Origin of the sequence: Seonamhaeicola sediminis (assembly GCF_004358095.2) — a bacterium.
Lineage (GTDB): Bacteria > Bacteroidota > Bacteroidia > Flavobacteriales > Flavobacteriaceae > Seonamhaeicola > Seonamhaeicola sediminis.
In genome coordinates this window covers 426,854-453,171 of sequence record NZ_SMZJ02000001.1, presented here as the reverse complement: position 1 = coordinate 453,171, position 26,318 = coordinate 426,854, and the positions used below count along the sequence as shown (strand labels likewise).

Sequence of the window (26,318 nt, the reverse complement as noted above, 5' to 3'; positions counted from 1 at the left end):
ATACTAAAGAAAATAAAATGAAGATAAATAAAATATATAGGATGTTTGCCCTCATATGCTTCACCATGTTGTGCTTTGGTGGTATTGCCACTGCTCAATCGGCGGGCGTGGAAGTATCGGCAACCGTCGTTGATGAACAAGGGAACCCTTTAGGTGATGTCAACGTTTACGGTCCTAGCGGTATTAAAACGTCTACCGATGCCAACGGGGTATTCATTATAGCATTAGCTAATGACGAAACTGTTGTTATACAGAAAAAAGGATATGAATCACAGCTTGTTAGATTAACTAACATAGCTGGTAACGTAACTCTAGAAAAATCTGATTTCCTTGCTTCAGAAGACGATGAAATAAATATGGGTGTGATTACCAGAGACAGACGTGATATGGTTGGTTCTGTATCGTCAGTAAATACAAAAGACCGTTTAACGTATGATAATACGCAGTTTGTAAGAGATTATATTAATGGTTTAACAGTGGGTGTAAGAGGCTCAGGTAGTATCAGAGGCATTGGAAATGCCCTGTTTGTAATTGATGGTGTATTTGGAAGAGATCCTAACGTGTTAAACATGGAAGAGGTAGAGCAAATCACCATACTTAAAGATGCTAATGCCGTGGCCCTATATGGGAGCCAAGGACAAAATGGTGTCATCATTATTAACACTAAACGTGGTAAAATAAACAAAAAGGAGGTAAATGTGAATGTGCGTTCTGGTATTAGAACACCTTTAGCTTTACCAAATTACTTAGATGCTGCTACGTTTATGGAATTACGTGATGAGGCACGAATTAATGATGGTGCGTCACTTGATGATGGTGCCTTATTTAGAAACAGTATTGATGAAAATGGAGTAAATCGAATTGATAATACAAGAAGCGGTTTAGATCCGCTTACATATCCAGACACAGACCTACTAGATTTTGTGCAACCATTTATTAATACTCATAATGTTATTGCTGAATTTTCTGGAGGTAATGATAAATCACAATACTATGTTAACACAGGGTGGCTTTACAATGAAGCTTGGGTTAATATAAATGAAGATATCAATGCAGGGCTTAATCGCTTTAACGTAAGAGGAAATATAGATTTTAAGGTAAGCGACTGGATTACCAGTAGTATTGATGGGGTGGCAATCATACAAACTAATAAAAGTTCTAGATCCAACCTATTAAGTGCAAATACTACATTTTTACCGTTTGATTATGCACCTTTAATTCCTGTGAGTGCCTTAGATACTGAAAATAACCCAGATTTAGCAACGCTATTATCTGGAGCTAATGTTTTTAATGGTAATTTGCTTGGTACGGCTCAGCAAATTCGAGAAAATGCGCCCGTGGCACGAGCTATCGCTGGTGGTTATCAAAATAATGTATTTCGTGTAACGCAGTTGAATAATTCTATTAATTTTGATTTGTCTAAGGTTACAGAAGGACTGTCAGCAAAAACCTATTTAAGTTTTGATTTCTACGAGGCTTATACTACCTCAATAGCGAATCAATACAGAGCTTATGCTATTACTGGACAAGACAATGGAAAAATAACTGGTTTACAGGACTTTGGACAAGACAGAGGAGATTTATCCGAGAATGTAGCTTCTAATGGATTTGTTACTAGAATAGGTATGTATGCATTAGTTAATTATGATAAAACTTTCGCTACCAATCACTCAATCAACACTACGGTTTTAGGATATTACAATTCTGAAAGGAGAGATGGAGCCATTCAAACCGATAGAGATTCTCATTTAGGGTTTCAATTGACTTACGACTTCAAGAAAAAATTATTTGTTGATTTTTCTGGAGCTTATGCACACTCAATTAAATTAGCCGAAGGTAACCGAGGAGGTTTTTCACCAACAGTTGGGTTAGGCTACATTGTAAGTGAAGAGCCGTTTTTAAAAGATAGTGATTTTGTAAATTATCTTAAATTAAAGGCTTCTGGAGGAATTATTAGTTCAGACAGAGGAATTAATGGTTACTATTTATATGACGAAAATTATAGAGATGGGGCTAGTTTTACTTGGGCAGATGGATTGAATTCTAACAGAAGACAAACTATTACACAAGGAGCTAATCCTGATATGGGATTTGAAGAACGTATAGACTTAAATGTAGGTTTTGAAAGCTATTTAATGAATTCACTTTGGTTAGAAGCTAATTATTTTAGAACAGAATTAGATAAACAGCTGGTGTTTTTAGCCGATCAATATCCGTCATACTATAACACGTTTAGACCTAGAGATAATTTTAATGCTAATATATATACTGGTTTTGAATTAGGATTGAACTTTAACAAAACCTTTAATGACTTTTCAGTTGGTATTGGAGCAAACGTACTATACAGTCAAACAGAAGCTTCAAAACGTTCTGAAACTAATGAATTTGCATATCAAAACAGACAAGGTTTAGAACTATCTACTATTTTTGGGTTAGAAGACTTAGGGTTCTACTCAGAATCTGATTTTGATTTAGTAAATGGAGTTTATGAATTAAAGGATGGTTTACCTGAACCACAGTTTGCAGTACAACCTGGAGATATAAAATATAGAGATCAAAATGGTGATAATGATATAGATCAAGATGACCAAGTAGCTCTAGGGCAAAGTGCCAGTCCTTGGACTTATGGTGTAAACCTTAACTTGAAATACAAAAGATTTAATTTATTTGTATTAGGAACTGGTCAAACAGGAGCACTTGCTAATAAATTAACTGGGTTTAATAATTACTTTAGCCCAAATGGAAACGATAAATACTCTGAAGAAGTATTAGGACGTTGGACACCACAAACAGCTAACACAGCAACATTCCCAAGATTATCAGCTGTAGATAATCAAAATAACTTTCAAACTTCATCGTTCTGGTTATATGACAACAGTTTTTTCAGAATTAATAGAGCACAGTTAACGTATGAGTTTACGGATGCCTTATGTAATAAAATTGGAGTTCAAGATTTTAGTTTAAATTTACAAGGAACTAATTTGCTAGAAGTAGCTGAAAACAGAAGGATCCGTCAGTTAAACGTTGGTACTGGACCTCAGGCTAGATCATATACACTAGGTATAAGAATGTCATTTTAATAAAATAAAAAATTAGATATATAAAATGAAAAATTTAATAAAATATATAGTAATTATAGCGGTCTTTACGGGCGTAATTAGCTGTGATAATTTCTTAGAACCTATTGATGAAAACCGATTGGACTATGACTTTATTAGTTCAGATCCGGCATCTGCCGAAGGTATATTATTGAATGGGTATTCGCGTTTAATAGATCAGTTCTCATTTATTGAGGCTGCAACAGATGATGCTGTAAATAATCAATTAGATAATGACTTTAAGCGTATGGCAAGTGGTGGCTTAAATGCGCAGTTTAATCCTGCTTCACGTTGGAATAATTATGAAAGTGTGTTATGGGTAAATAAATTTTTGGAAATTATCAATGCTGGTGAGATTTTATGGTCTCCCAATGAAGAGATAAACCAAATGTTTTATATGCGTATGGAAGGAGAAGCGCTTGCTCTAAGAGCTTTGCATCATTTTTATATTTTACAAGCACATGCAGGTGTTGGTGCTTCTGGGCAATTGTTAGGAGTACCATACTTAACAGAGTTTATAGAGGCTGATGGTGATTTTAATACACCGCGTTTATCTTTCGAGGCTACTGTTCAAGCTATTATGGCTGATTTTGATGCGGCATTGGCGCTATTACCAACAGATTATTCAGATGATCCCGGTGCTGTTGATCCAATATATCAACAATATGATTTTGACAATTATCAGGTTGTTAATGGTTCTCCCTATAATTTGCGAATTTCTGGTAGAATAGTAAGAGCTTTAAAAGCACGTTTAGCGCTTTTTGCGGCCAGCCCATCGTTCTTGAATGATCAATCATATTACACAATGGCGGCCTCATTGGCAAGTGAATTATTAAATACTATAGGAGGTGTTTCTGGATTATCATCTAATGGAGTCGATTATTTTACAACATATAGTCCATCGACTACAGACGAAATGATTTGGAGAGGTTCTATACCAAATAATGTAAGTTCTGGTATTGAAAGACGTATGTTTCCACCTTCTGTAAATGGAAGAGGAGAAGTTAATCCTACTCAAAATTTTGTAGATGCGTTCCCTATGCAAGATGGTTTCCCTGCTACAGCAGCTAATGGTTATGACCCACAAAATCCATATGCAAACAGAGATCCTAGATTGGCTCAATTTGTTGTGCGTAATGGAGATTCTTTTGGAGGTGGTACCATTAACACTGGAGAAGGAGGAGGTATTGATAGATTAGATTCTATTCCTGAGTTTTCAACAACTACAGGTTATTATCTAAAAAAGACATTACACCCAAGCGTAAGATTAAATGATGATGGAACTGCTGTTGGTCAGAGAACATATGATGTATATTTTAGATATACAGAACTATTCTTAATATTTGCAGAAGCAGCTAATGAAATAGGGGGTCCAGATCATCAAGTTAATGGTATCACACCTCGTCAAGTTATTGCAGCAATACGAGAAAGAGCAGGGCTTGATCAACCTGATAATTATTTGGCATCTATTACATCACAAGCAGCTATGCGCGAGCTTATTAGAAATGAACGTCGTTTAGAACTTAGTTTTGAAGGTCACAGATTTTGGGATTTAAGACGATGGGGCTTATCTTTAAATGAATCAGCTGAAGGGTATTTCTTTAATGGAACCAATTATAATAGTATTCCGTCTGTAGAGAACAGAGATTTTCCTTCATTATATATGCCAATTCCTAATGATGAAGTTTTGAGATTTCCTGAAATAGAACAAAATGCAGGCTGGTAAAGCTAAACTTTAAAAAGAATTAAAAAATATTTAACATGAAAATAAAATTAATTATAATTTTCGCAGTCCTTCTAAGTATTATGGCTTGTGAAAATCAAGATAATATAGCTGCAGATTTTGGATCAACTTCGGTCTTTTTTCCTTATCAAAGACCTGCTAGGACTTTAGTTCAGGGTAATTACGATTTGGGATTTAATGACAATGATAATAATGGTCGTTTTGAAATTGGCGTTGTAATGTCAGGAGTTGTTGAAAATCGCATGGATAGAAGAGTGTTTTTTGAATTAGCTCCAGACTTAATAGATGCAGATTTATTAGGAGTAGATTCTGTGAATGTACAAGTACTACCAGCTTCTTATTATACAATAGAACAGTCAAGCCCAGTAACTATTCCCGCGGGTTCTATAAATGGACGTATTCCGGTTCAGTTAGAAGATGCCTTTTTTGACGATCCTTTAGCTTTTGCAGGAGTAGATGAAACACATTATGTAATTCCTCTGAGAATAACAGATTATGAGGGATTAGATTCTCTACTAACAGGAGTTCCTCTTATTGATAACCCTATTAAAATAAAAGATGAAGATTGGAACCCTGTTCCTAAAGATTATACGCTTTTTGGTATAAAATTTATGAACAAATATCAGGGTAAATATCTACGTCGTGGAGCTGATGTTATGACAAATAGTTCAGGTGAGGTAACGACTTCTGAATATAGAGCAGAATTTGTTGTTGATGATGAGGTGATTGATTTAATTACAAGTGGAAGGTCTAGTGTAAATTATGATAATCGTGTACGTAGAGGAGAACTTACTAGTCCAGGAAATGTTAATATCCAATTACTATTTAATAGTGATGAAACATGTACTATAACTAGTGCTGAAGACGATCCTTACAATGTGTCTGGATCTGGACGATTTGTTGAAGATGGTGATGCTTGGGGAGGTGAACAACGTGATGTTATCTACTTAGATTATACTTATACAGATGCTGTTAATAATGAAACACATGCAGTTAAGGATACGTTAGTAATTAGAAACAGAAATGTGGTGTTTGAACAGTTTACTATCGAACTTATAAACGAAGATTAGTTAAATAAACCTTAATTACTAATAAAAAAGCGAGCTATTATGGCTCGTTTTTTTTGTTTAGGATTACTTTGAAAATAATAGGCTGTATTAGTTTTTAGAATTATAGAATGAATAATTTCTGGTAAATTTTTAATATTCAGGATACTACAGGATAGATATAATTTTATATCCCCCTATTTTTGTTACATATTCGAGTTTAAATTTTTAGAGTAAGTAAAATTATTTGAGTTAGTCATTACTCTCCATGATAGAAATAATTTATCATGGAGAGTTTTTTTGGTTAAAAACCTATCTTTTTCAGGATAGTGCAGGATAAAGCAAGATTAGAAATAATTTAGTTTTATACACTATTAAAATTTTTAACCGTTAATAATAATTTAATGTCTAAAACCAATTTTTTCTTCGGACTTGTAATAGCAATTTTTAGCTTAAATGTTGTAATTGCTCAAGACAAACCAAATATCATTTTTATTCTTACAGATGATCAGCGTTTTGATGCGATTGGCTATGCAGGAAATCAATTTGTTGAGACTCCAGAAATGGATGATTTAGCAAAATCTGGAACCTATTTCCATACAGCTATTGTTACTACACCAATTTGTGCAGCTAGTAGAGCAAGTATTTTTACAGGTTTACACGAACGTACCCATAACTATAATTTCCAAACGGGGAATATACGTGATGAATACATGGCAAACTCGTATCCAACCCTCCTCAAAAATAATGGATATTACACAGGTTTTTTTGGAAAGTACGGTGTACGTTATAACGGTTTAGAGAAACAATTTGATGAATATGATGAGTATGATAGAAACAATCGTTTTAAAGACCGAAGAGGGTATTATTACAAAACTATAGACAATGACACGGTACATTTAACAAGATATACAGGGCAACAAGCATTAGATTTTATAGATAAAAATGCCACCAATGAAAAACCGTTTTGTTTATCCCTAAGTTTTAGTGCTCCACATGCCCATGATGGTGCCCCAGAGCAGTACTTTTGGCAAAATACCACAGACGGGCTTCTTCAAGATACTACCATTCCAGAACCAGCACTAGGCGATGATAAATATTTCTTAGCACAACCAAAAATGGTAAGAGATGGTTTTAATAGATTACGTTGGACTTGGCGTTATGACACCCCAGAAAAATATCAGCATAGTTTAAAAGGGTATTATAGAATGATTTCTGGAATTGATTTAGAAATCAAAAAAATTCGAGAAAAACTTAAAGCAAAAGGTATAGATAAAAATACGGTGATTATCTTAATGGGAGATAATGGCTACTTTTTAGGCGAACGCCAATTTGCTGGAAAATGGTTAATGTATGACAATTCCGTTCGTGTACCATTAATTATTTTTGATCCTAGAGTAGATAAACATCAAGATATTAAAGACATGGTACTCAACATAGATGTGCCACAAACCATTGCTGATATAGCGGGAGTAAAAGCGCCTGATACCTGGCAAGGTAAAAGTTTACTGCCTATTGTGAATCAAGAAACTAATAATATAGGCAGAGACACCATTCTTATAGAGCATCTATGGGATTTTGAACCCATTCCACCAAGTGAAGGGGTGCGTACAAAAAAATGGAAGTATTTCAGATATGTAAACGATAAATCTTTAGAAGAGTTATACGATTTAGAGAAAGACCCACAAGAGGTTAAAAATTTAATAGGTAAGAAAAAATATAAAGCTGTAGCCGATAAGTTAAGAGCTAAACTTGACGAACTTATTAAGAAAAATAGTGATGAATACCGTGCTGCACCAACAGATTTAACAGTTGAATTAATTAGAGAACCACAGTCTGATGTAGAAATTTTTGATTTAAAGCCTGAGTTTGGTTGGACGGTACCATTAGGTTCTAAGTTCCAAGGGGCTTACCAAATATTGGTGGCATCAAGCTTGAAGAATATTGATAACAACAATGGCGATGTTTGGGATAGTGGAAGAGTAGCCTCCAGTAAATCAACAGATGTTGAGTATGGAGGTAGTCCTTTAGAAATTGGAAAAAGCTACTATTGGAAAGTTAGAATTTGGGAACAAGAAAACAGAGTAGTCGATTATTCAGAAGCTCAAAAATTCACCACAGGAAAAAGTGATAGCTATATCATTTCAACAGAGAACAAATATCTTATAGATAAGGTACATCCAGTTAAAATCGAAAACAGAGGAGACTTTTACTTTATGGACTTTGGCAAGGCAGCTTTTGCAACCATCGATTTCAATTACACAGCTACAGAACCCCATACCCTAACGGTTAGAATTGGCGAAATGTTGGATGGCGAAGGGAATGTAAATAGAACACCACCAGCAAAAAGTAACATTCGCTATCAAGAAATTAAGGTTGATGTAACCCCTGGAAAAACAAAGTACCAAATAGCTATTGATCCTGTTCCAGATAAGCGCTTTAAAGGGCCAAGTAAAGCAATTCCTTTGCAAGAAGGGTGGCCTGTTTTGCAGCCGTTTAGATATGCGGAAGTTGAAGGTGCTCAAACAGCTTTAAAAGCAGAAGATTTCGAACAATTAAGATACACTAGCTATTGGGATGATAATGCAAGTAGCTTTGAAAGTAATGATGATATTTTAAACCAAGTTTGGGATTTCTGCAAATACTCCATTAAAGCAACCACGTTTGCTGGTCTTTATGTAGATGGCGACAGAGAACGCATTCCTTATGAAGCCGATGCGTATCTTAATCAGTTAAGCCATTACACCACAGACAGGGAATACGCAATAGCAAGACGTACTATTGAATATTTTATGAAAAATCCTACGTGGCCAACAGAGTGGCAACAGCATGTAGCGTTATTAATTTATGCAGATTACATGTATACTGGAAATACAGAATTAATAGAGCGATACTATGAGCCACTAAAACATAAAACGCTTTTTGAACTGTCTAATGAAGATGGCTTAATAACCTCTACAAAAGTTACTGAAGAGTTTATGTATAAGCTTGGGTTTGAAAAAGGTTATAGGAAACCATTAACGGATATTGTAGATTGGCCATCAGCTAATTTTGCAGGAAGCAAAACCAAAGGAGAACGAGATGGTTTTGTATTTAAGCCTTATAGTACAGTTATTAATTCATTCTTTTATGAGAACATGAAAATTATGGCTGAGTTTGCTACCATATTAGGAAAAACGCAAGAAGCTTTAGATTTTGAATATAGAGCAGCCAAAGCTAAAAAAGCAGTGAATGAACAAATGTTCGACAAAGAACGTGGCATTTATGTAGACGGTATTGGTACAGACCATGCTTCTTTGCATGCCAATATGATGCCTTTGGCTTTTGGACTAGTACCAGAAGAACATTTTAGTTCTGTTGTAGATTATGTGAAATCTCGAGGAATGGCTTGTAGCGTATACGGTGCACAGTTTTTAATGGATGGTTTGTATAATGCTGGTGAAGCAGATTATGCACTTGAATTATTAGCTAGTAAGGCTAAAAGAAGTTGGTACAACATGATTAGAGTAGGCTCAACAATTAGTCTCGAAGCCTGGGATTATGAATATAAAGTAAATTTAGACTGGAATCATGCCTGGGGAGCGGCACCAGCAAATGTAATTCCAAGAGGTATGTGGGGTATAAAACCAAAAACACCTGGTTTTGGTATAGCCACTATTAAACCACAAATGAGTAAATTGAAATCTAGTGAGATAACAGTACCAACGGTTAGAGGCCCCATAAAAGCGAGTTACAAGTTCAATAGTGCTAGATTACAAACTTATGAAATTGAAATTCCAGGGAATATGGTGGCTGAATTTTCTTTAAACGATTTAAATGGAAAAGATTTAATTCACAATGGAGAAAAAGTGCCGTCTGCTTTTGAATATATTAGATTATCACCAGGGAAGCATACGATTCAGCTTAAAATTAATTCCTTTTAATAGGCGATGATAAAACGTTTTTTTTCAATACTATGTGCTGTTTTTGCCTTAGTTTCTTGTAAAGACTATAAAGAAGTAAACATTGATGGCGAATTAAAAAAATGGCATAGAGTTACCCTAAACTTTGAAGGCCCACATACCAGTGAAATGGACGACAACAATCCATTTTTAAACTACCGGTTAGATGTTACTTTCAACAATGGTGAAGAAACTTTTGTTATTCCTGGATTTTTTGCTGCCGATGGTAATGCAGCTAATACCAGTAGCGATACTGGTAATATCTGGCAAGTTAGATTTACACCAAATATTACAGGAGAATGGACGTATACAGTTTCTTTCAAAGAAGGCGAAAATGTTGCCATAGCTGAAGATATTACCAATGCCTCCAGCGCTGGTTTTATGGATGGTCAAGCAGGTAATTTTATGATTACTGAATCTGATAAAACAGGTATTGATAATAGGGCTAAAGGTAAATTACAGTACGTTGGAGAATCTTATTTGAAATTTGCCGATAACCAAAAGTATTTTATAAAATTGGGAGTGGATGCGCCTGAGAATTTATTGGCTTACATAGATTTTGATGTATCTACAAATGCACTCGGATTTCAAAAGGCTTGGGAACCACATGCCAAAGATTTTGAAGAAATTGCAACACCTTATTTATGGCAACAAACCAAAGGTAAAAACCTTTTGGGTGCTATTAACTATTTGGCTAGTAAAGAATTAAATGTGTTTTCATTTTTAACCTTCAATGTAGATGGTGATGATAGAAATATCTTTCCGCACCTTTTGAAAGTGCCTATTGAAGACTATGAAAGGTATGCCAGTGTAAAGAAAAATAAAGAAGCCTGGGAAACCATGTTTTATAAAACACGTTTCGATGTGTCGAAATTGGATCAATGGGAGCGTATTTTTGAATATGCCGAAACTAAAGGTATGTTTTTACACTTTAAAACCCACGAAACTGAAACAGATCATTTAATGGACAAAGGTGTGTTTGGTGTAGAGGGTAAATTATACTATCGTGAACTTATTGCACGTTTCGGGCATCATTTGTCCATGAACTGGAATCTAGGTGAAGAGAATAATCAACCTACAGAGGAAGTATTGAAAGTAGCTAATTATGTTTCAAAATTAGATGCGTATAAGAGTCATTTAGTGTTGCATACGTTCCCTAATAAAGACGATAGATACCATGATTTTGTTGGCGATAAATCCCCATTAACAGGAGCATCTCTCCAGTTAAGTCATCCTGATTTTAACGATGTTCATGGTAGAGTTTTAAAATGGCGAAGATTGTCAAATGCCACTGGAAAAAAATGGGCATTGGCTGTTGATGAACCAGGGAAAGCTAATATTGCACTGTTACCAGACGATGAAGACCCAGAACACAATTATGCTAGAAGTAGAGCTATGTATGGGACACTCATGGCTGGTGGTTATGGTGTAGAATGGTATTTTGGTTATGCCAGTCCTAATTCAGATTTAACCTGTCAGGACTTTAGAAGTCGGGATTTATTTTGGGATCAGAATAAACATGCTTTGGATTTTTTCAACAACTATATCCCATTTTGGGATATGGAGCCTAAAGATGGTTTAGTATCTTCAGAAGACATTGCTTATTGTTTTGCTAAGGAAGGAGAGGTTTATGCAATTTATGTAGAGGCCAATGCAGATCATGTGACTTTAGATTTAGGAAACTCAGGTGAAGACTTTGAGATTAAATGGTTTGACCCCAGAAATGGGGGTAGCCTTCAAGAGGGTTCAATAACTTCGATTAAGTCTGATGGCTTAAAGCAATTAGGTGCGCCACCCTCTCTACCTGAAAAGGATTGGATTATTTTAATTCAAAAGCTATAAAGAATAGGCCTTAGCATTATCAAGATAGTGTCTAGATGGATTAGATTTTAACATCATAATCTCGAAATAGACATGGCTTTAATTAACCAATTGACCTTGTTTTACCATAACAGTACAGGACGGATTTTGGGGTGTCCTATTATATCTTTAGCCTTTAAATTATATTGTGATTAATTACATGAATTCTAACGTTATTAATTGGGGAATTGTTGGTTGTGGCGATGTTGCCGAAGTTAAAAGTGGCCCTGCGTTTCAAAAGGTGAAAAACTCTGCCTTAATTAGCGTCATGCGTCGAAATGAGGAAAAAGTAAAAGATTTTGCCACCAGACATCATGTGCCTAATTACACTACTAGTGCTTCAGAGTTAATTAATGATAAAAAGGTCAATGCGGTTTATATAGCAACACCTCCTTCTTCACATTTAAACTTTACAAAACAAGCTATTAAAGCAGGTAAAAATGTGTATTTGGAAAAACCCATGGTGCTTAATAGTAAGGAAGCCGATGAGCTTTTAAAGGTGTTGAATCAAAGTGATGTAAAAGTTACTGTAGCACACTATCGTAGAAATTTACCTCTATTCATGAAGGTAAAGGAATTGCTAGATGCCAATGTAATTGGTAAAGTATCTTCGGCAGAAATTAATATTGCACAATCTCAAAACGCCAATTTAATAGCTAAAACTGATGAAAATTGGAGACTTAATCCAGAGATTTCGGGTGGTGGCTATTTTCATGATATAGCACCACATCAAATAGATTTAATGTATTATTATTTTGGTGAAGTTGCCAAAATAACAAAAGGTAATGTTACTGGTAAAGCTCCCTCAAATGATTTAGTTGAGGGTGAAGTGGCATTTAAAAACGGTGTTCATTTTAAAGGTAGTTGGGATTTCGCTGCTTCTAAAGATAAGGATAGATGCATTATTACTGGAGAAAAAGGTACTATTTCGTTTTCTTTTTACAGTGATGAAATTAGTGTTGAAACTAGTAATAAAACGGAGACTTTTAAGTTTGAAAATCCTAAACATGTGCAGCAACCTATGATAGAACAAGTGGTTAGTTACTTTTTAGGACAAAATGAAAATCCATGTTCGGTTGAAGAAGCCGCAGTAGTCACTAAAATTATGGATGTCTTTTGCGGAATTGAATAAGATAATGAAAAGAGTTTTTAAAATAACAAATGGAATTGTCGGTGCAATGTTATTGGTTGTAACATCCGTTTACGCGCAAAATCCAATAGTCCCAAACGTCGGGTTAAACGATCCACATATTCATATATACAACGATACTGCTTACGTTTATGCTTCGCATGATAAATCTATTGACAATGATAAATTTATTATGGAAGATTGGTGGATATGGTCCTCACCGGATTTGATTAACTGGACCAAGCGCAGTGTTTTAAGTCCCAAAGATACCTATATTGGAAAAGAATTTTCAAGATGTTGGGCTACCGATGCGGCCTATAGAAATGGGAACTATTATTTTTATTTTTCCGAAGGTAACGAACAAACAGGGGTGGTAGTTGGAGAAACACCAGTAGGCCCTTGGAAGGATGTTTTAGGTAAACCACTATTGTCCTCAGATTTAACACCTACACATGAATACGATATGGCCATTTTTGAAGACAATGGTGAACATTATATCATATTTGGTGTATGGGATTATTATATAGCTAAACTAAATGAGGATATGATAAGTTTAGCAGAATCACCAAAGAAAATTGAAATAAATAACCCACGAGGGCCCTATAATCCCTATGGAGACAACAAAAAAATGCCAACAGACGATAAGCCTTTTGTGCATAAATATAACGGCAAGTATTATTTATCATGGGGTTGTTTTTATGCTATGGCTGATAATCTTTATGGACCGTATGATTATAAAGATTCTGTGATAAAGGAATCTAGTTTTGCAGAAGGTTTTGAGGCGCCCACATGGCCTAATGGGTTTTTACAAGGGCGTCATGGGTCTTTCTTTGAATGGCATAACCAATGGTATTATATTTATTGTGATGTTAGTCAAACAGGAAATCGTTATTTTAGGGATAGTTTTATAAGTTATATTCATTATAAGGACGATGGCGAAATGGCGGCCATAAGAGTTGATGGTATTGGAGTAGGTAATTATGATGCCGATATGAGTATTGAGGCAGAGGATTATTTTAATGCCAAAGGTGTCAAAAAAGTTGAAAACACGTTAGGAGGATTTTCTATTCAACCATTAAAAGATATCAGTTATGTGATTTACCCTAATGTGAAAGGGTTGGATGATAAAACAGTGTTGGAGTTAGAAGTTTTATCAAGCGAGGCTAGTAAAATTGAATTAAGAGAATCCAATGCAGATGGTAAATTATTAGCAATCCTAGAAATACCTAAAAATGATATTTATACCTTTCAAAAAAGACAATTTGATATAAAAAATTTAAACGATGTAAACTCAATTTGCTTTGTGTTTAAAAATAATCATCAAACCTTAGCAATAAATCGATTTACATTTAATAACTAAAACTATACAAACATTACAAACTAATGAGAAAATTACTTTTTTTAGCGTTATTGGCAGTTTTTGTTTCATGTGAAAAGGGAGACTCAAATTCCAAAGATTACAAAGATGCTTCTTTGTCAATAGATGAACGTGTAGAAGCACTATTACCAAAGTTGTCCATTGAAGAGAAAGTGGCACAAATGCGAATTTTTCATGCCAATATTGGTACAAAACCTGATGCTAATGGCAACTTAAAATTGTCAAAAAAAGTTATAGAAAAATTAAAGTTGGGCATTGCAGGAATTAAAAACCCTGGAGAGCATATTGATGCCGTTGCCGCCGCAAAAATGAACAACGAACTTCAAAAATACATCATTGAAAATAACCGTTGGGGTATTCCAGCGTTATTCGTAACAGAGTCATACAACGGTGTTGATGCAGAGGGTTGTACTCGATTTGGACGCCCAATGACATCTGCAGCATCTTTTAACCCAGAATTGGTGCAGCGCCAATGGGATGTTGTGGGTAGAGAAGCAAGACTACGAGGAATGCACATGTGCCATTCACCTGAAGCAGATTTAGTGCGCGATCCTCGTTTTGGTCGTATGAGTGAGGCCTTTGGTGAAGACACATATTTGACCACGCAAATGGTAAAAAACGCTGTTATTGGTGTACAAGGTAATTACGAAGGCTTAGGTAATGGTACCCATATTGGTGCAGTGACTAAACATTTTGCAGCTTACGGACAAGTGTTAGGTGGCTCTAACTTTGCAGCTATTGAAATTTCTCCTAGAACATTAATTGATGAAATATATCCGCCCTTTGAAGCTGCGGTTAAGGAAGCTAAAACTTTAGGTATAATGGCATCACATGGTGATATTAATGGTGTGGCGTCTCATGGTAATCCAGAGTTGCTTACTGGTGTTTTAAGAGACCAATGGGGATTTGAAGGTTATGTAGTTTCAGACTCAAATGATATAGCCCGTTTATTTTATTTTATGAATGTTGCCGAATCTCCAGAAGCTGCTGCACAAATGGGACTAGAGGCTGGAATTGATATCGATTTATATGCAGAAGATTCTTATGCCTATCTTCCTGAAATGGTAAAGAAAAATCCAGAACTTGAAAAACTAATTGACAGATCTGTAAGACGTGTTTTAAGAACAAAATTCATTTTAGGGCTTTTTGATAATCCTTACATTAATATCGAAGATGTAGAGAAAGGAAACAGAGCCGAATCGTCTTTAGAATTAGCAAAAGAATCAGATTTAGAGTCTATTATTCTCCTAAAAAATGAAGCTAAAACGTTGCCACTTGATGCTAAAAAACCTACTAAAATTGCTCTTTTAGGTCCTCTTGTTACAGAAAATACCAAAGCTATGTTTGAATCTGTGGTAGGCGACAATATTAAATTTGTTGCAGAAAAAGGGTTTCATTTAACAGATGAAAAAGGTGGTGAACCAAAATTGTTGCCAAGAGATGGAAAAGCCTTAGATAAATTGGTATCCATTGCTAGAAGTTCTGATGTTATTGTTTTATTTATGGGAGGCGATGAGTTTACCTCAAAAGAAGCTTTCTTTAATCATGCTTTAGGTGATAGAGCCACCATAGATCCGGTAGGCCCACAGGATGAATTAGTAGAGCGTGTAAAAGCCTTGGGTAAACCAGTTATTGTGGTATTAAAGCATAGAAGAACACTTTCTATTAATGCCATTGCGGAGCATGCCGATGCTATTTTAGACACTTGGGATTTAAGTGAATTTGGTGATGAATCTACCGCCAGAATTATTTTTGGAGAAGTTTCTCCTTCTGGTAAATCGCCTGTAACCATTCCAAGGTCTATAGGGCAATTGCCTTTTCATTATAGTATGAAAGAAATCAATTATAAAAAAGAATATTTGTTCCTTGGTAAAGGGCCTTTATACCCATTCGGTCATGGTTTAAGCTATGCTAATTTTGAATATTCTGATATTAAAATTTCAAATTCTGAAATGACACCAGATACTGAATTGGAAGTTAGCATAACAGTTACAAATACAAGCGATGTTAAAGCTAAGGAAGTGGTTCAAATGTATATTAAGGATGAAATTGGTTCAGTTACACGTCCTGATAAAGAACTAAAAGGTTTCCAAAAGATAGCATTTGATGCTGGAGAAAGCAAAACGGTGTCTTTTAAAATAACCCCAAAAATGCTGGAATTTACAGGAATTACAATGGAAAAAGTATTAGAATCTGGTGATTATACGGTTATGATTGGTACGTCTTCAAAAGACTATTTAGAAACAACATTTAAACTAAAAAAATAAATATCATGAATAAAACCATTTTAACATTAGTAGCGGTAGTGTTATTATTCAACTGCTCTACAGCTCAGAAAGTAACACCAGTAGAAGCTCCAAAAGTAGTTTCAACAATTGATAAGTCCGATATAAAAGCATCAATGATTAAAGCTTTAGAGTGGCAAGAAGCACACCCTATTTTTGCTATTTCACCAACAGATTGGACGGCAGGAGCTTATTATGTTGGTGTTGCTAGAGCGCATAAGTCCACCAATGATATGATATACATGGCAGCCCTAAAAAACCAAGGGTATTGGAACAATTGGCAAACATATAAACGTTTACATCATGCCGATGATGTGGCCATTTCATACAGTTATATTTATATAGATATGAAGGGCGGAAGAAGAAATTTTGTGGACTTAGAACCAACCAAAAAATTCTTGGATGCACATCTATATGATGACGATAATTGGAAAGCAGGTACTGATAAAAGCAGCATGGGTAAAACCATTTTGTGGTGGTGGTGTGACGCCTTATTTATGGCGCCTCCGGTTTTAAACTTGTATGCAAAACATACTAAGCAACCAAAGTATCTAGATGAGATGCATAAGTTTTATATGCAAACTTATAACCAATTGTATGATGAGGAAGAACAACTATTTGCAAGAGATATGCGTTTTGTTTGGCAGGGCAATGACAAAGATACTAAAGAACCAAACGGTAAAAAAGTATTTTGGTCTAGAGGTAATGGTTGGGTATTTGCTGGTTTAGCCTTAATTTTAGATGATATGCCAACAGATTATGAACACCGTCCGTTTTACGAAAAATTATACAAAGAAATGGCTGATAAAATACTAGAAATACAACCAGAAGACGGTTTATGGCGAACTAGTTTGTTGTGTCCGGAGTCTTATGATCACGGTGAAGTAAGTGGTAGTGGTTTCCATACCTTTGCTTTAGCTTGGGGTATAAATAATGGTTTATTGGATAAGAAGCATACACCAGCAGTTAAAAAAGCATGGAACGCTTTAAAAGCCTGTCAGCATGAGGATGGTCGTGTAGGTTGGGTACAAAATATTGGTGCCTTCCCAGAGCCAGCATCGGTAGATAGTTGGCAAAACTTTGGTACTGGTGCCTTTTTAATGGCAGGTAGCGAAGTTTTAAATTTGGATTAAAACTATAATTTTCATAATATAGAACGGGAACATGTTGTTCCCGTTTTTTGGCTATACACAGTTTTGAAACTATTTAAACTTAGAAATATTTGTTTTTTGTTCGCTCTTGTTTTGTTGCATTTAGGGCAAGCACAACATACAGATTATAATTTCAGTCATATTACTGATGCAGACGGATTGTCTCAAAACTCCATTATGGCTATTCATCAAGATAATTTGGGTCAGATGTGGATTGGTACAAAAGATGGCTTAAATAAGTATGATGGTACTGATTTTAAAATTTATCGTCATGAAAAAGATAACCCCAACTCCATAAGTAATAATGGTATTTTATGTATAGAAGAAGATAGCTCTGGTTTTATTTGGGTTGGTACATCTTTTGGGTTAAATAAATTTAATCCTCAAAGCAACGAATTTAAAACCTATTTTTTAAACAATTCTAATGCTCCCTTAGGTAATAGCATGATAGGAGTAGTAAAAGAACTTTCTAACAAAGATATTTGGGTGTGTCATTTTGGTGGGGTTTCAATATATGTCCCTTCTACAGATGTTTTTACAAAAATTATCAACTTACAAATAACAACATCTCTTATCCAAACCAAAAAAGGAGCGATTTATATTGGCACAAATAAAGGATTATACCACTGTTTTAAGAAAAGCGATGGCACGTATAAAGTTATATTAGTACCACAATCTAAAAGTTTTTATATTAATGATTTACTAGAATCCCATAACGGTAACATTCTTTTAGCAACAAAAACTCAGAGTGTAGTAGAATTTAATTTAGACACTAAAAGCATTAAACCATATTTTACTGAGAGAGAGCTAACAGGAAAAAGTAGAAACGTAAGGAAACTTATTTATGATGATGATGGGGCTTTGTGGTTAGCAACCTTTAACGGTCTTCACATTGTAGACAATCAAAGAAAGATCAGTGCCATCTATCATAATGGGAATGATTCTAAATCTTTAAACGATAATTTTATAAAAACGTTATTTAAGGATAAAGTAGGTACAATATGGGTGGGTACCTATTACGGAGGGTTAAATGTTTACAATAAATTTAATGCCAACTTTAGTAATATCAATCAGAATTCTTATCAAAAAGGGTTAAGTTTTAGGGTTGTAAGCTCCATAGAAAATTATAAAAATTTAATGCTATTTGGTACAGAAGGAGGTGGAGTTTCCATATTAAATAAAGATACAAATACAACGGTTCATTTAACATCCAAAAACCATTCAGAATTAAAAAGCGATAACATAAAATCATTATGTGTGAGTAATGACGGGGATTTGTGGATAGGTACTTTTGATAAAGGATTATTTGTATATAACATACAAACAAAACGATTTGTCAAAAAAATGTTGCCAGAGAGATTAATTCAATATCTCGACGATTCTGGAGTTCTAAAAATCACCCAATATTCTGATGATACCATGTTAATTGGTACCAATGGTAAAGGGCTGATTAAGTTCAATTTCAAGGACCATACATTTAAGATTTTTAATTCCAGATTAAAGCCCGTTGGTCTTACCAATAGTAATATCAAGACTATAATGGTAGATAGCGATAAAAATATTTGGTTAGGAACAGTACGCGGTTTAAACTGTATTACTCCTAATAATAAAGTAAAAAATTTTGTTTATGAGAATGATTCTAAAATTAAGTTTGAAATAAACACCATTTATGAAGATGTTAATAAAGACCTATGGATTGGTACTTTTGAAGACGGTTTATTTAAATTTACAAACAACCAGTTTGAATATATAGATCTAAAAGTAGGTAACGAAAAAATTGATGGTATAAGAAGCATTGTTAGAGCTGATGATAACAGCTTTTGGATGAGTACCTTTACACAAGGTATTGTGAAATATAATTTTACGAGTAAGACCGTAGTAGCGCATTATACAATAAAAGAAGGTTTACCAAGTAACGAGTTTAATAGAGATGCCGGTTTGCGATTGGGTGATGACTTTTATTTTGGAGGTACATCAGGGGTAACTGTATTTAATGAAGGTAAAATTGTGAAAAACCATTATGCACCACAAGTGATACTTACTGATTTCAAAATTAATAATCAGTCGGTTTTGGTGAATGATACACATAAGGTGCTTCAAAATACAATAAGTTATACCAAAAGTATAGAATTGCAACACCATCAAGGAAATTTTAGTCTGTCGTTCTCTATACCAAGTTTTGTGAATTCAAAAAGTAATAATTATAAATACCGTCTTAAGGGTTTAGAAACCGATTGGAATGAAACACCTAATAATGAAGTATCTTATACCATACAAAAGCCGGGAGACTATGTTTTTGAAGTTAAAGGTGTTAATAGCGATGGTGTTATTAATGAAACACCAACAACATTAAATATTTCTGTTAGGCCTGCGCCTTGGTTTACTTGGTGGGCATATGCTATATATATATTAATAGTTATTTCAATAATTTATTACTTATATAGTATTTCAAAATCTCGAACCAAATTAAAACACGAATTAGAATTAGAGCATTTAGAAGCAGAACAAATAAAAAAGATAAACCAAGCTAAACTTGAGTTTTTTACCAATATATCTCACGAGTTTAGAACACCTTTAACGTTAATCTTAGGGCCATTACAACAAATTATAGATAACTATCAGGGGAGTAGCAGTATATATAAAAAACTTCAGGTTATTAAAAGAAATAGTAATCATCTGTATCAACTTATCAATAGGTTAATGGATTTCAGGAAATATGAAAGTAATCAAATGGCATTGCAAGTAGCAGAGCATAATGTAGTAGATGTCTTAAAGAAGGTTTTCGAATCTTTTTCAGATTATGCTATTAGTGAAGGCTATCAATATAATTTTGAAACTCCTTCAAATGAAATACGGCTTTACTTTGATGAAAATAAGTTAGAACGCGTGTTCTTTAATTTAATTTCTAATGCTTTTAAATATACAGATAGTCAAGGTCAAATAACCGTTAAAATAAAGGAGGAAGGAGAAATGGTATTGCTTCTGGTTGAAGATAATGGTATTGGTATTCCTGAAACGTATAGGGAAAAAATATTTGACCGCTTTTTTGAGTTAGTTGATAATAATGCTGCTGATAGAGCTCTTAAAAAAGGAACAGGAATAGGTTTGGCTATTGTAAAAAATATAGTGGAGCTTCATCAAGGAAACATTAGTGTAACACCTAATATTGAGGAACAAGGTTCTATTTTCAAAGTTGAACTACTAAAAGGAAAGTCGCACTTCAAGGCACACGAGTTTTCTGAAGATGAGTCTCCAAAAGAATATATGGTTTATCATCAGAATCAATTAAAAGTCTCTGATATTGAAATTGAACCAAATTTCTCTTCAAAAATTCGTTCAAATAAAAAAATGTCTGTTTTATTGGTAGAAGATAACGAGGAACTTAGAACGTTTATGCGTACTGTTTTAATTGAAGAATACAATGTTTTTGAGGCAGAAAATGGTAAAATAGGGTTTAAAAAGGCAATACAAGAATCTGTAGATTTAATTGTGAGCGATGTAATAATGCCAGTTACTACAGGAACCGAACTGTGTAATTTAATTAAGAATGATATTAGAACAAGTCATATTCCGGTTATTCTATTAACGGCAAAATCAGATGTAGTACATAAAATAGAAGGATTAGAAAGTGGTGCCAACGACTATATTAGTAAACCGTTTGATATTCAGGAGTTAAAGTTGCGTATTAATAATTCCTTGACGTCTATACAAAATCTAAAATCTAAGCTAAATACACATGAGGTATTTAGTGCCGAGGACATAAAAATGTCATCTCTTGATGAAACCTTATACAAAAAGGCATTAGATATCATAGAGAGTAATATTGGTAATTATGATTTTGATATCCCCTTCTTTTGTGAAGAATTGGGAGTAAGTAAATCAGTATTATTTACTAAAGTTAAGGCTTGGACAGACTTTTCGCCTAAACAATTTATTCAGCACATAAGGCTTACCAGAGCAGCCCAATTATTAGAAATAGGAAAAGCTAATATCAATCAAGTAAGTGCTAAAGTTGGGTTTAAAGATCAAAAATACTTTAGTAGAAGTTTTAAGGCCAAGTTTGGTAAATCTCCACGAGAATACTCTAATTCCTTTATAGAGTAATGCATTAAGCTATCTGCACCGCATTCAACTCAATTCTTTAGTTGTAATAGCTTTTAAATGTTGTTAAAAAGGAGTTTTGTCCACGTTTTTAGGATTTTTAAATACTCGTTAGTCAATAATTTTGAATAAAATTTAACTAAAAACCTAAAACACGTATTCATGAAAAAAATTACTTTTATTCTATTTTTATTTAGTGCAACATTTACTTTTGCACAATTTTCCGGAGCAGGAGAATATTATTTGTTAAATAATTTCACCACAAATGGCGTTGTCTATTTGTCACATGATGGAGCTAAGGCTGTTAGAGCAACAGCCAATTCTGCAGAGGCTACAAAATTTGATTTTGTTTCAACAGGAGTTGCAGATCAGTATAATATTGTTGTTAACACAGACGATGGTATACTTAGAGCAAATAGTACTTCAGAAATCCCTGTAGTATCCTACAGTGGTACGCCATCTACTTCAAACCCTAATGTTTGGACTGTTACCGTAACGGCTAGTACAGGACCAAATGGAGAACCTACATACAATGTATGGACACCAAATACCAGTTCTGGAAGATTTTTAGTTTACAATAATAGTACAGACGCCATAGGCTATTCGGGTAGTAATTTTACCAGAACACAGTGGATTTTTACATCCACCAACCCATTAAGCAATAAAGAGTTTAATCAAAGTTCAATTTTTGTGTCAAATCCAATTAACAATGCAATTGAAATCAGTGGGCTAACATCAAACATTAATAAAGTTGAGGTGTATAACTTAGTTGGTAAGTCTTTAATTGTTAGAGATACAAAAGGTTTGTCATCTTTAAATTTAGACGCAACAGCCTTATCAAGCGGTGTTTATGTTGTTAAGTTTATTGGAACAAATACATTTGCAACAAGAAAAATTGTGAAGAGATAACATACTAAAGTACTGGGTGTAGTTTTTTGCTTAAGCAATTAGAACAACTCGGATTAATAATGATAAAAAGGCTTGGTTTATAAACCGAGCCTTTTTTGAGTCTAAGTGGGGCTAAACAAGTGATGTTTAATACGCGCTTCGGGAAGTTTAATAAATCTAAGTGAATAGCTCCATGTAACTCCAATAATCGATTTAAAAAATAGCTATGAAAACTAAAAGCATTAATACCTATTTGTTGTATTTAATTGTTATATTCCTGTCAAATACATTAAATGCACAAGTATTATGGTACGGAGATCCAAATTTATCAGTTAATGACAATTTTAGACGCCTAGACCCTAATGGCAATAGCAACCCAAGTGGTGATGATTGTGTTGATGATCCCAATAATCCACCTTTTGTCACTACACCAACAGACGCAGAATACGGCAAATTTTGGCGTATAACTAAACCTGTTTCTAGAAAGCGGGCTGAGTTTGCCAGAACTACAGGAGACGTAAATACATTTACCCCTCAAAAAGGCGGAACTTATTATTATGGTTGGCGTTGGAGATTTAATTCTGAACCAAATTTAAATGCTGGTATTGCAGTTTTTCAATGGAAAACTGCTGATGGTGGAGATATTGATACCAATAAACAGAATTATCCCTTCAGTATGGCTTATGATGGTACAATTTTAAGTTTAAATGCCTTCGGACCAGCAGAACCGAATTGGAACAGGCCAGGGTCTATAACCCAGCGAAGAACAACCTTATGGCAACATGTAATTCCCGAAGATGAATGGGTGACTTTTGTTATAAAAGTCAAGGTTGATGATAATTTTGATGTGGTTAATAATAGATATGAAGGCTATTTGGAGTTCTGGTTTAATGGAGTACAGCAAACACTTTCAAATCTTAATTTTAATGAATATCAAGTGGTTTTGGCAGATTCTGATAAAAGAGCCTATCATAAAACATTTGATGGTGTTGAAGTTTACCCAAAGTGGGGTTCTTACAATGAAAACGCATGTAATTTTGAGGTGATAACAGATTTTGATGATATGCGCGTCACAACTACTTTAGAATCTGCTTTACCTGATGATTCTGCCGGTAATAATGGATCAGAAGGACTTGAAGGGCTTTATAAAATAAAACATAGCGTAACTGGTAAGTACTGGACGGTAGCGGCATCTCCAAATCAAAATATAATCACCGCAGATGAGATTTTACCAGATAGTGAAACACAAATTTTTGAGATAAAATCTGTTGGAACTGCTGGTTATTACAATATTTCATGTTCAGATGCTAATTGGGATGCTGTAAGGTTTGAAGGGCAAAATGTGTATCCTACAACAACTTTAACACCAACTTCTGATACAAATAATACAAGAATTTTTGAATTTATTTCTAATGGTTCTGGTGCCTATGATATTCATACTCCGCAAACAACCACTCCAAGAATTTCCTTTGATGATTCTGGTAATGTTAGGTATATAACTTCATTTGGAACTAATACAAAATGGTTTTTAGAAAGTGTTAATTCACTTAGTAGTTTGGAATTTGATAAAAGTTCAGTTTTTGTAGCCAACTCGGTTAATAATACAATTCAAATTAAAGGTTTATTAAGCAATATAAATAAAGTTGAGGTATTTAATTTGTTAGGTAAATCTCTCATAGTAAAACAAACGGAAGGCGTTTCTTCATTAAACTTAGATGCTAGTGTATTATCAAACGGTATTTACTTGGTTATATTATCTGGGGAACGGTCTATTATAACTAAAAAAATTATTAAAAGATAGGATTAAAAAGTCAAAGTAGTTTTTTATACCAAAACAGTCGGGTTTTTTTAAATCTGGCTGTTTTTTTGTTTAGAAGTGTCAGGACAATGCAGGACAGTAATTTATAGGAATAGAGGTAATTTTAACACATTAAAACAAGCAAATGAAAACTATAAAATTAGCTATTCTTTTACTGTGCTTGCTTACATTAAGTTGTGGTAAAACTACTAATAATAGCCCTAGTTCAGAAAATGTAAAAACTTCACAAAATCTTCCAGAACGCCCAAACATACTTTGGTTAGTTACCGAGGATATGGGGGCTTATATCCCTCCTTTTGGCGATTCAACCGTAGTAACACCCAATTTAAGTAAACTGGCGAGTGAAGGTGTTATTTATCCAAATGTATACTCCACCTCTGGTGTTTGTGCACCTAGTAGAGCGGCCATAGCTACCGGTATGTATCCTTCCAGTATTGGTGCCAACCATATGCGTACCAATTCGTATACCGAAGTAACAGGTTTGCCCAAATATGAAGCGGTGCCACCAGCAGATGTTAAAATGATAAGTGAGTGGATGCGCACACAAGGGTACTATTGTACCAATAATCTTAAAACAGATTATCAATTTAAACACCCTGTTACGGCATGGGACGAAAGTAGTCCCTACGCGCATTGGAGAAACCGTGAAAAAGATCAACCATTTTTTGCAGTATTTAATTTTACCGACACGCACGAATCGGGTCTGTTTGAACCCTATGGACATAGGTATATAGAAACACGACATTATAAAGCTGGCGATAGAAGCTATCAATGGGGTAGAGGCAATAAAACGGAAGAAGAAACATCTGTATATCTTCCAAAAGATACCGAATTTAATATTCCACCATACCTTCCAGATACCGATGTTGTAAAGCGAGATATGTGGAAACTTTATAACAATATTGGTGAAATGGATCATCAAGTGGGAGCCATTTTAAAACAGCTTGAGGAAGATGGTTTGTTAGAAAATACCATCATATTTTTCTATGGAGACCATGGCGGTCCGTTACCTAGAGAAAAACGTTTGATTTACGATTCTGGTTTAAACACCCCCATGATTATTCGTTTTCCAAATAAATTAAAAGCAGGTACGAAAGACGACCAACTTATCAGTTTTGTTGATTTTGCACCAACATTATTGTCTTTAACTGGTGAAGCACCAAAACCCTATATGCAAGGTCAAGCTTTTTTAGGCAAGTACAAGGCAGAAGAACGAACATATATTCATGCAGCAGCCGACAGGTTTGATGGCTTTACCGATGCCATAAGAGCTGTTAGAGATAGTAGATTCAAATATATCCGTAACTACAGACCAGAACAAGGCTATTATTTACCAGTAGCATATAGAGAACGTATTCCAACCATGCAGGAGTTGTTAAAATTGAAAGCAGAAGGTAAATTAAACGATATTCAAATGCAATGGTTTAGAGAACAAAAACCGAAAGAAGAATTGTTTGATTGCCAAACAGATCCATATGAACTCAATAATCTTGCAGCAAACCCAGAAAATCAAGAAAAATTGAAAGAATTAAGTGCAGAAATGGATCGATGGTTGGCAGCGATTGGAGATCAACCAAACCTTGATGAAGCAAAACTCATTGAACAATTGTGGTCTGGTAAAAGTACACAACCAGTAACATCACAACCCATTATTACATCTGAAAATAGCTTTGTAAAAATGACTTGTGAAACCGAGGGTGCTTCCATAGGCTACAAAATTGTTGGTGTAGATGGTAAAGCACCAAATTCATGGAAAGTGTATCAAAATCCTATTCAATTACCTGAAAGTTCTAAACTCATAGTTCAAGCACATCGCATTGGCTTTATGCCAAGCGAAGTTGTAGAATTTAACTAAATCATTTTTTAAAAAAACAATTC

General features: G+C 34.5%; 13 protein-coding genes. All 13 read left to right on the top strand.

Annotated features, from left to right (window positions below; all coding sequences use genetic code 11):
• The first annotated feature begins 17 nt into the window (after window positions 1–17).
• The 13 genes from E1J38_RS01685 (at window position 18) to E1J38_RS01625 (ending at window position 26,295) form a co-directional block, all read left to right on the top strand.
• Window positions 18–3,080, top strand: coding sequence for a SusC/RagA family TonB-linked outer membrane protein (locus tag E1J38_RS01685; RefSeq protein WP_133354516.1), 3,063 nt, complete (start codon window positions 18–20; stop codon window positions 3,078–3,080).
• A gap of 25 nt (window positions 3,081–3,105) precedes the next feature.
• Window positions 3,106–4,824: a RagB/SusD family nutrient uptake outer membrane protein gene (locus tag E1J38_RS01680; RefSeq protein WP_133354518.1), complete on the top strand. Its 1,719-nt coding sequence runs from the start codon at window positions 3,106–3,108 to the stop codon at window positions 4,822–4,824.
• Window positions 4,825–4,859: 35 nt separating this feature from the next.
• Window positions 4,860–5,912, top strand: a complete 1,053-nt coding sequence (locus E1J38_RS01675; RefSeq protein ID WP_133354520.1) for a DUF5627 domain-containing protein — start codon at window positions 4,860–4,862, stop codon at window positions 5,910–5,912.
• Between the two features lie 380 nt (window positions 5,913–6,292).
• Window positions 6,293–9,811: an alpha-L-rhamnosidase-related protein gene (locus E1J38_RS01670; RefSeq protein ID WP_133354522.1), complete on the top strand. Its 3,519-nt coding sequence runs from the start codon at window positions 6,293–6,295 to the stop codon at window positions 9,809–9,811.
• 6 nt (window positions 9,812–9,817) lie between these two features.
• Window positions 9,818–11,671 carry a DUF5060 domain-containing protein gene (locus E1J38_RS01665; RefSeq protein WP_133354524.1) on the top strand — a complete coding sequence of 618 codons (1,854 nt, stop codon included), beginning with the start codon at window positions 9,818–9,820 and terminating at the stop codon, window positions 11,669–11,671.
• Between the two features lie 178 nt (window positions 11,672–11,849).
• A complete protein-coding gene (locus E1J38_RS01660; protein ID WP_133354526.1) occupies window positions 11,850–12,821 on the top strand; it encodes a Gfo/Idh/MocA family protein in 972 nt (323 codons plus the stop codon).
• 4 nt (window positions 12,822–12,825) lie between these two features.
• A complete protein-coding gene (locus E1J38_RS01655) occupies window positions 12,826–14,178 on the top strand; it encodes a family 43 glycosylhydrolase (protein ID WP_255449753.1) in 1,353 nt (450 codons plus the stop codon).
• Window positions 14,179–14,201: 23 nt separating this feature from the next.
• On the top strand, window positions 14,202–16,463 hold the full coding sequence (locus E1J38_RS01650; RefSeq protein WP_133354528.1) for a glycoside hydrolase family 3 N-terminal domain-containing protein: 2,262 nt from the start codon (window positions 14,202–14,204) through the stop codon (window positions 16,461–16,463).
• Between the two features lie 5 nt (window positions 16,464–16,468).
• Window positions 16,469–17,614 carry a glycoside hydrolase family 88/105 protein gene (locus tag E1J38_RS01645; protein WP_133354530.1) on the top strand — a complete coding sequence of 382 codons (1,146 nt, stop codon included), beginning with the start codon at window positions 16,469–16,471 and terminating at the stop codon, window positions 17,612–17,614.
• Between the two features lie 96 nt (window positions 17,615–17,710).
• Window positions 17,711–21,736, top strand: coding sequence for a hybrid sensor histidine kinase/response regulator transcription factor (locus E1J38_RS01640; protein ID WP_133354532.1), 4,026 nt, complete (start codon window positions 17,711–17,713; stop codon window positions 21,734–21,736).
• A 159-nt stretch (window positions 21,737–21,895) separates the two neighbouring features.
• Window positions 21,896–22,642, top strand: a complete 747-nt coding sequence (locus E1J38_RS01635; RefSeq protein WP_133354534.1) for a T9SS type A sorting domain-containing protein — start codon at window positions 21,896–21,898, stop codon at window positions 22,640–22,642.
• Between the two features lie 205 nt (window positions 22,643–22,847).
• Window positions 22,848–24,422: a heparin lyase I family protein gene (locus E1J38_RS01630; protein ID WP_133354536.1), complete on the top strand. Its 1,575-nt coding sequence runs from the start codon at window positions 22,848–22,850 to the stop codon at window positions 24,420–24,422.
• A gap of 142 nt (window positions 24,423–24,564) precedes the next feature.
• On the top strand, window positions 24,565–26,295 hold the full coding sequence (locus E1J38_RS01625; RefSeq protein ID WP_133354538.1) for a sulfatase family protein: 1,731 nt from the start codon (window positions 24,565–24,567) through the stop codon (window positions 26,293–26,295).
• Window positions 26,296–26,318 lie beyond the last annotated feature (23 nt).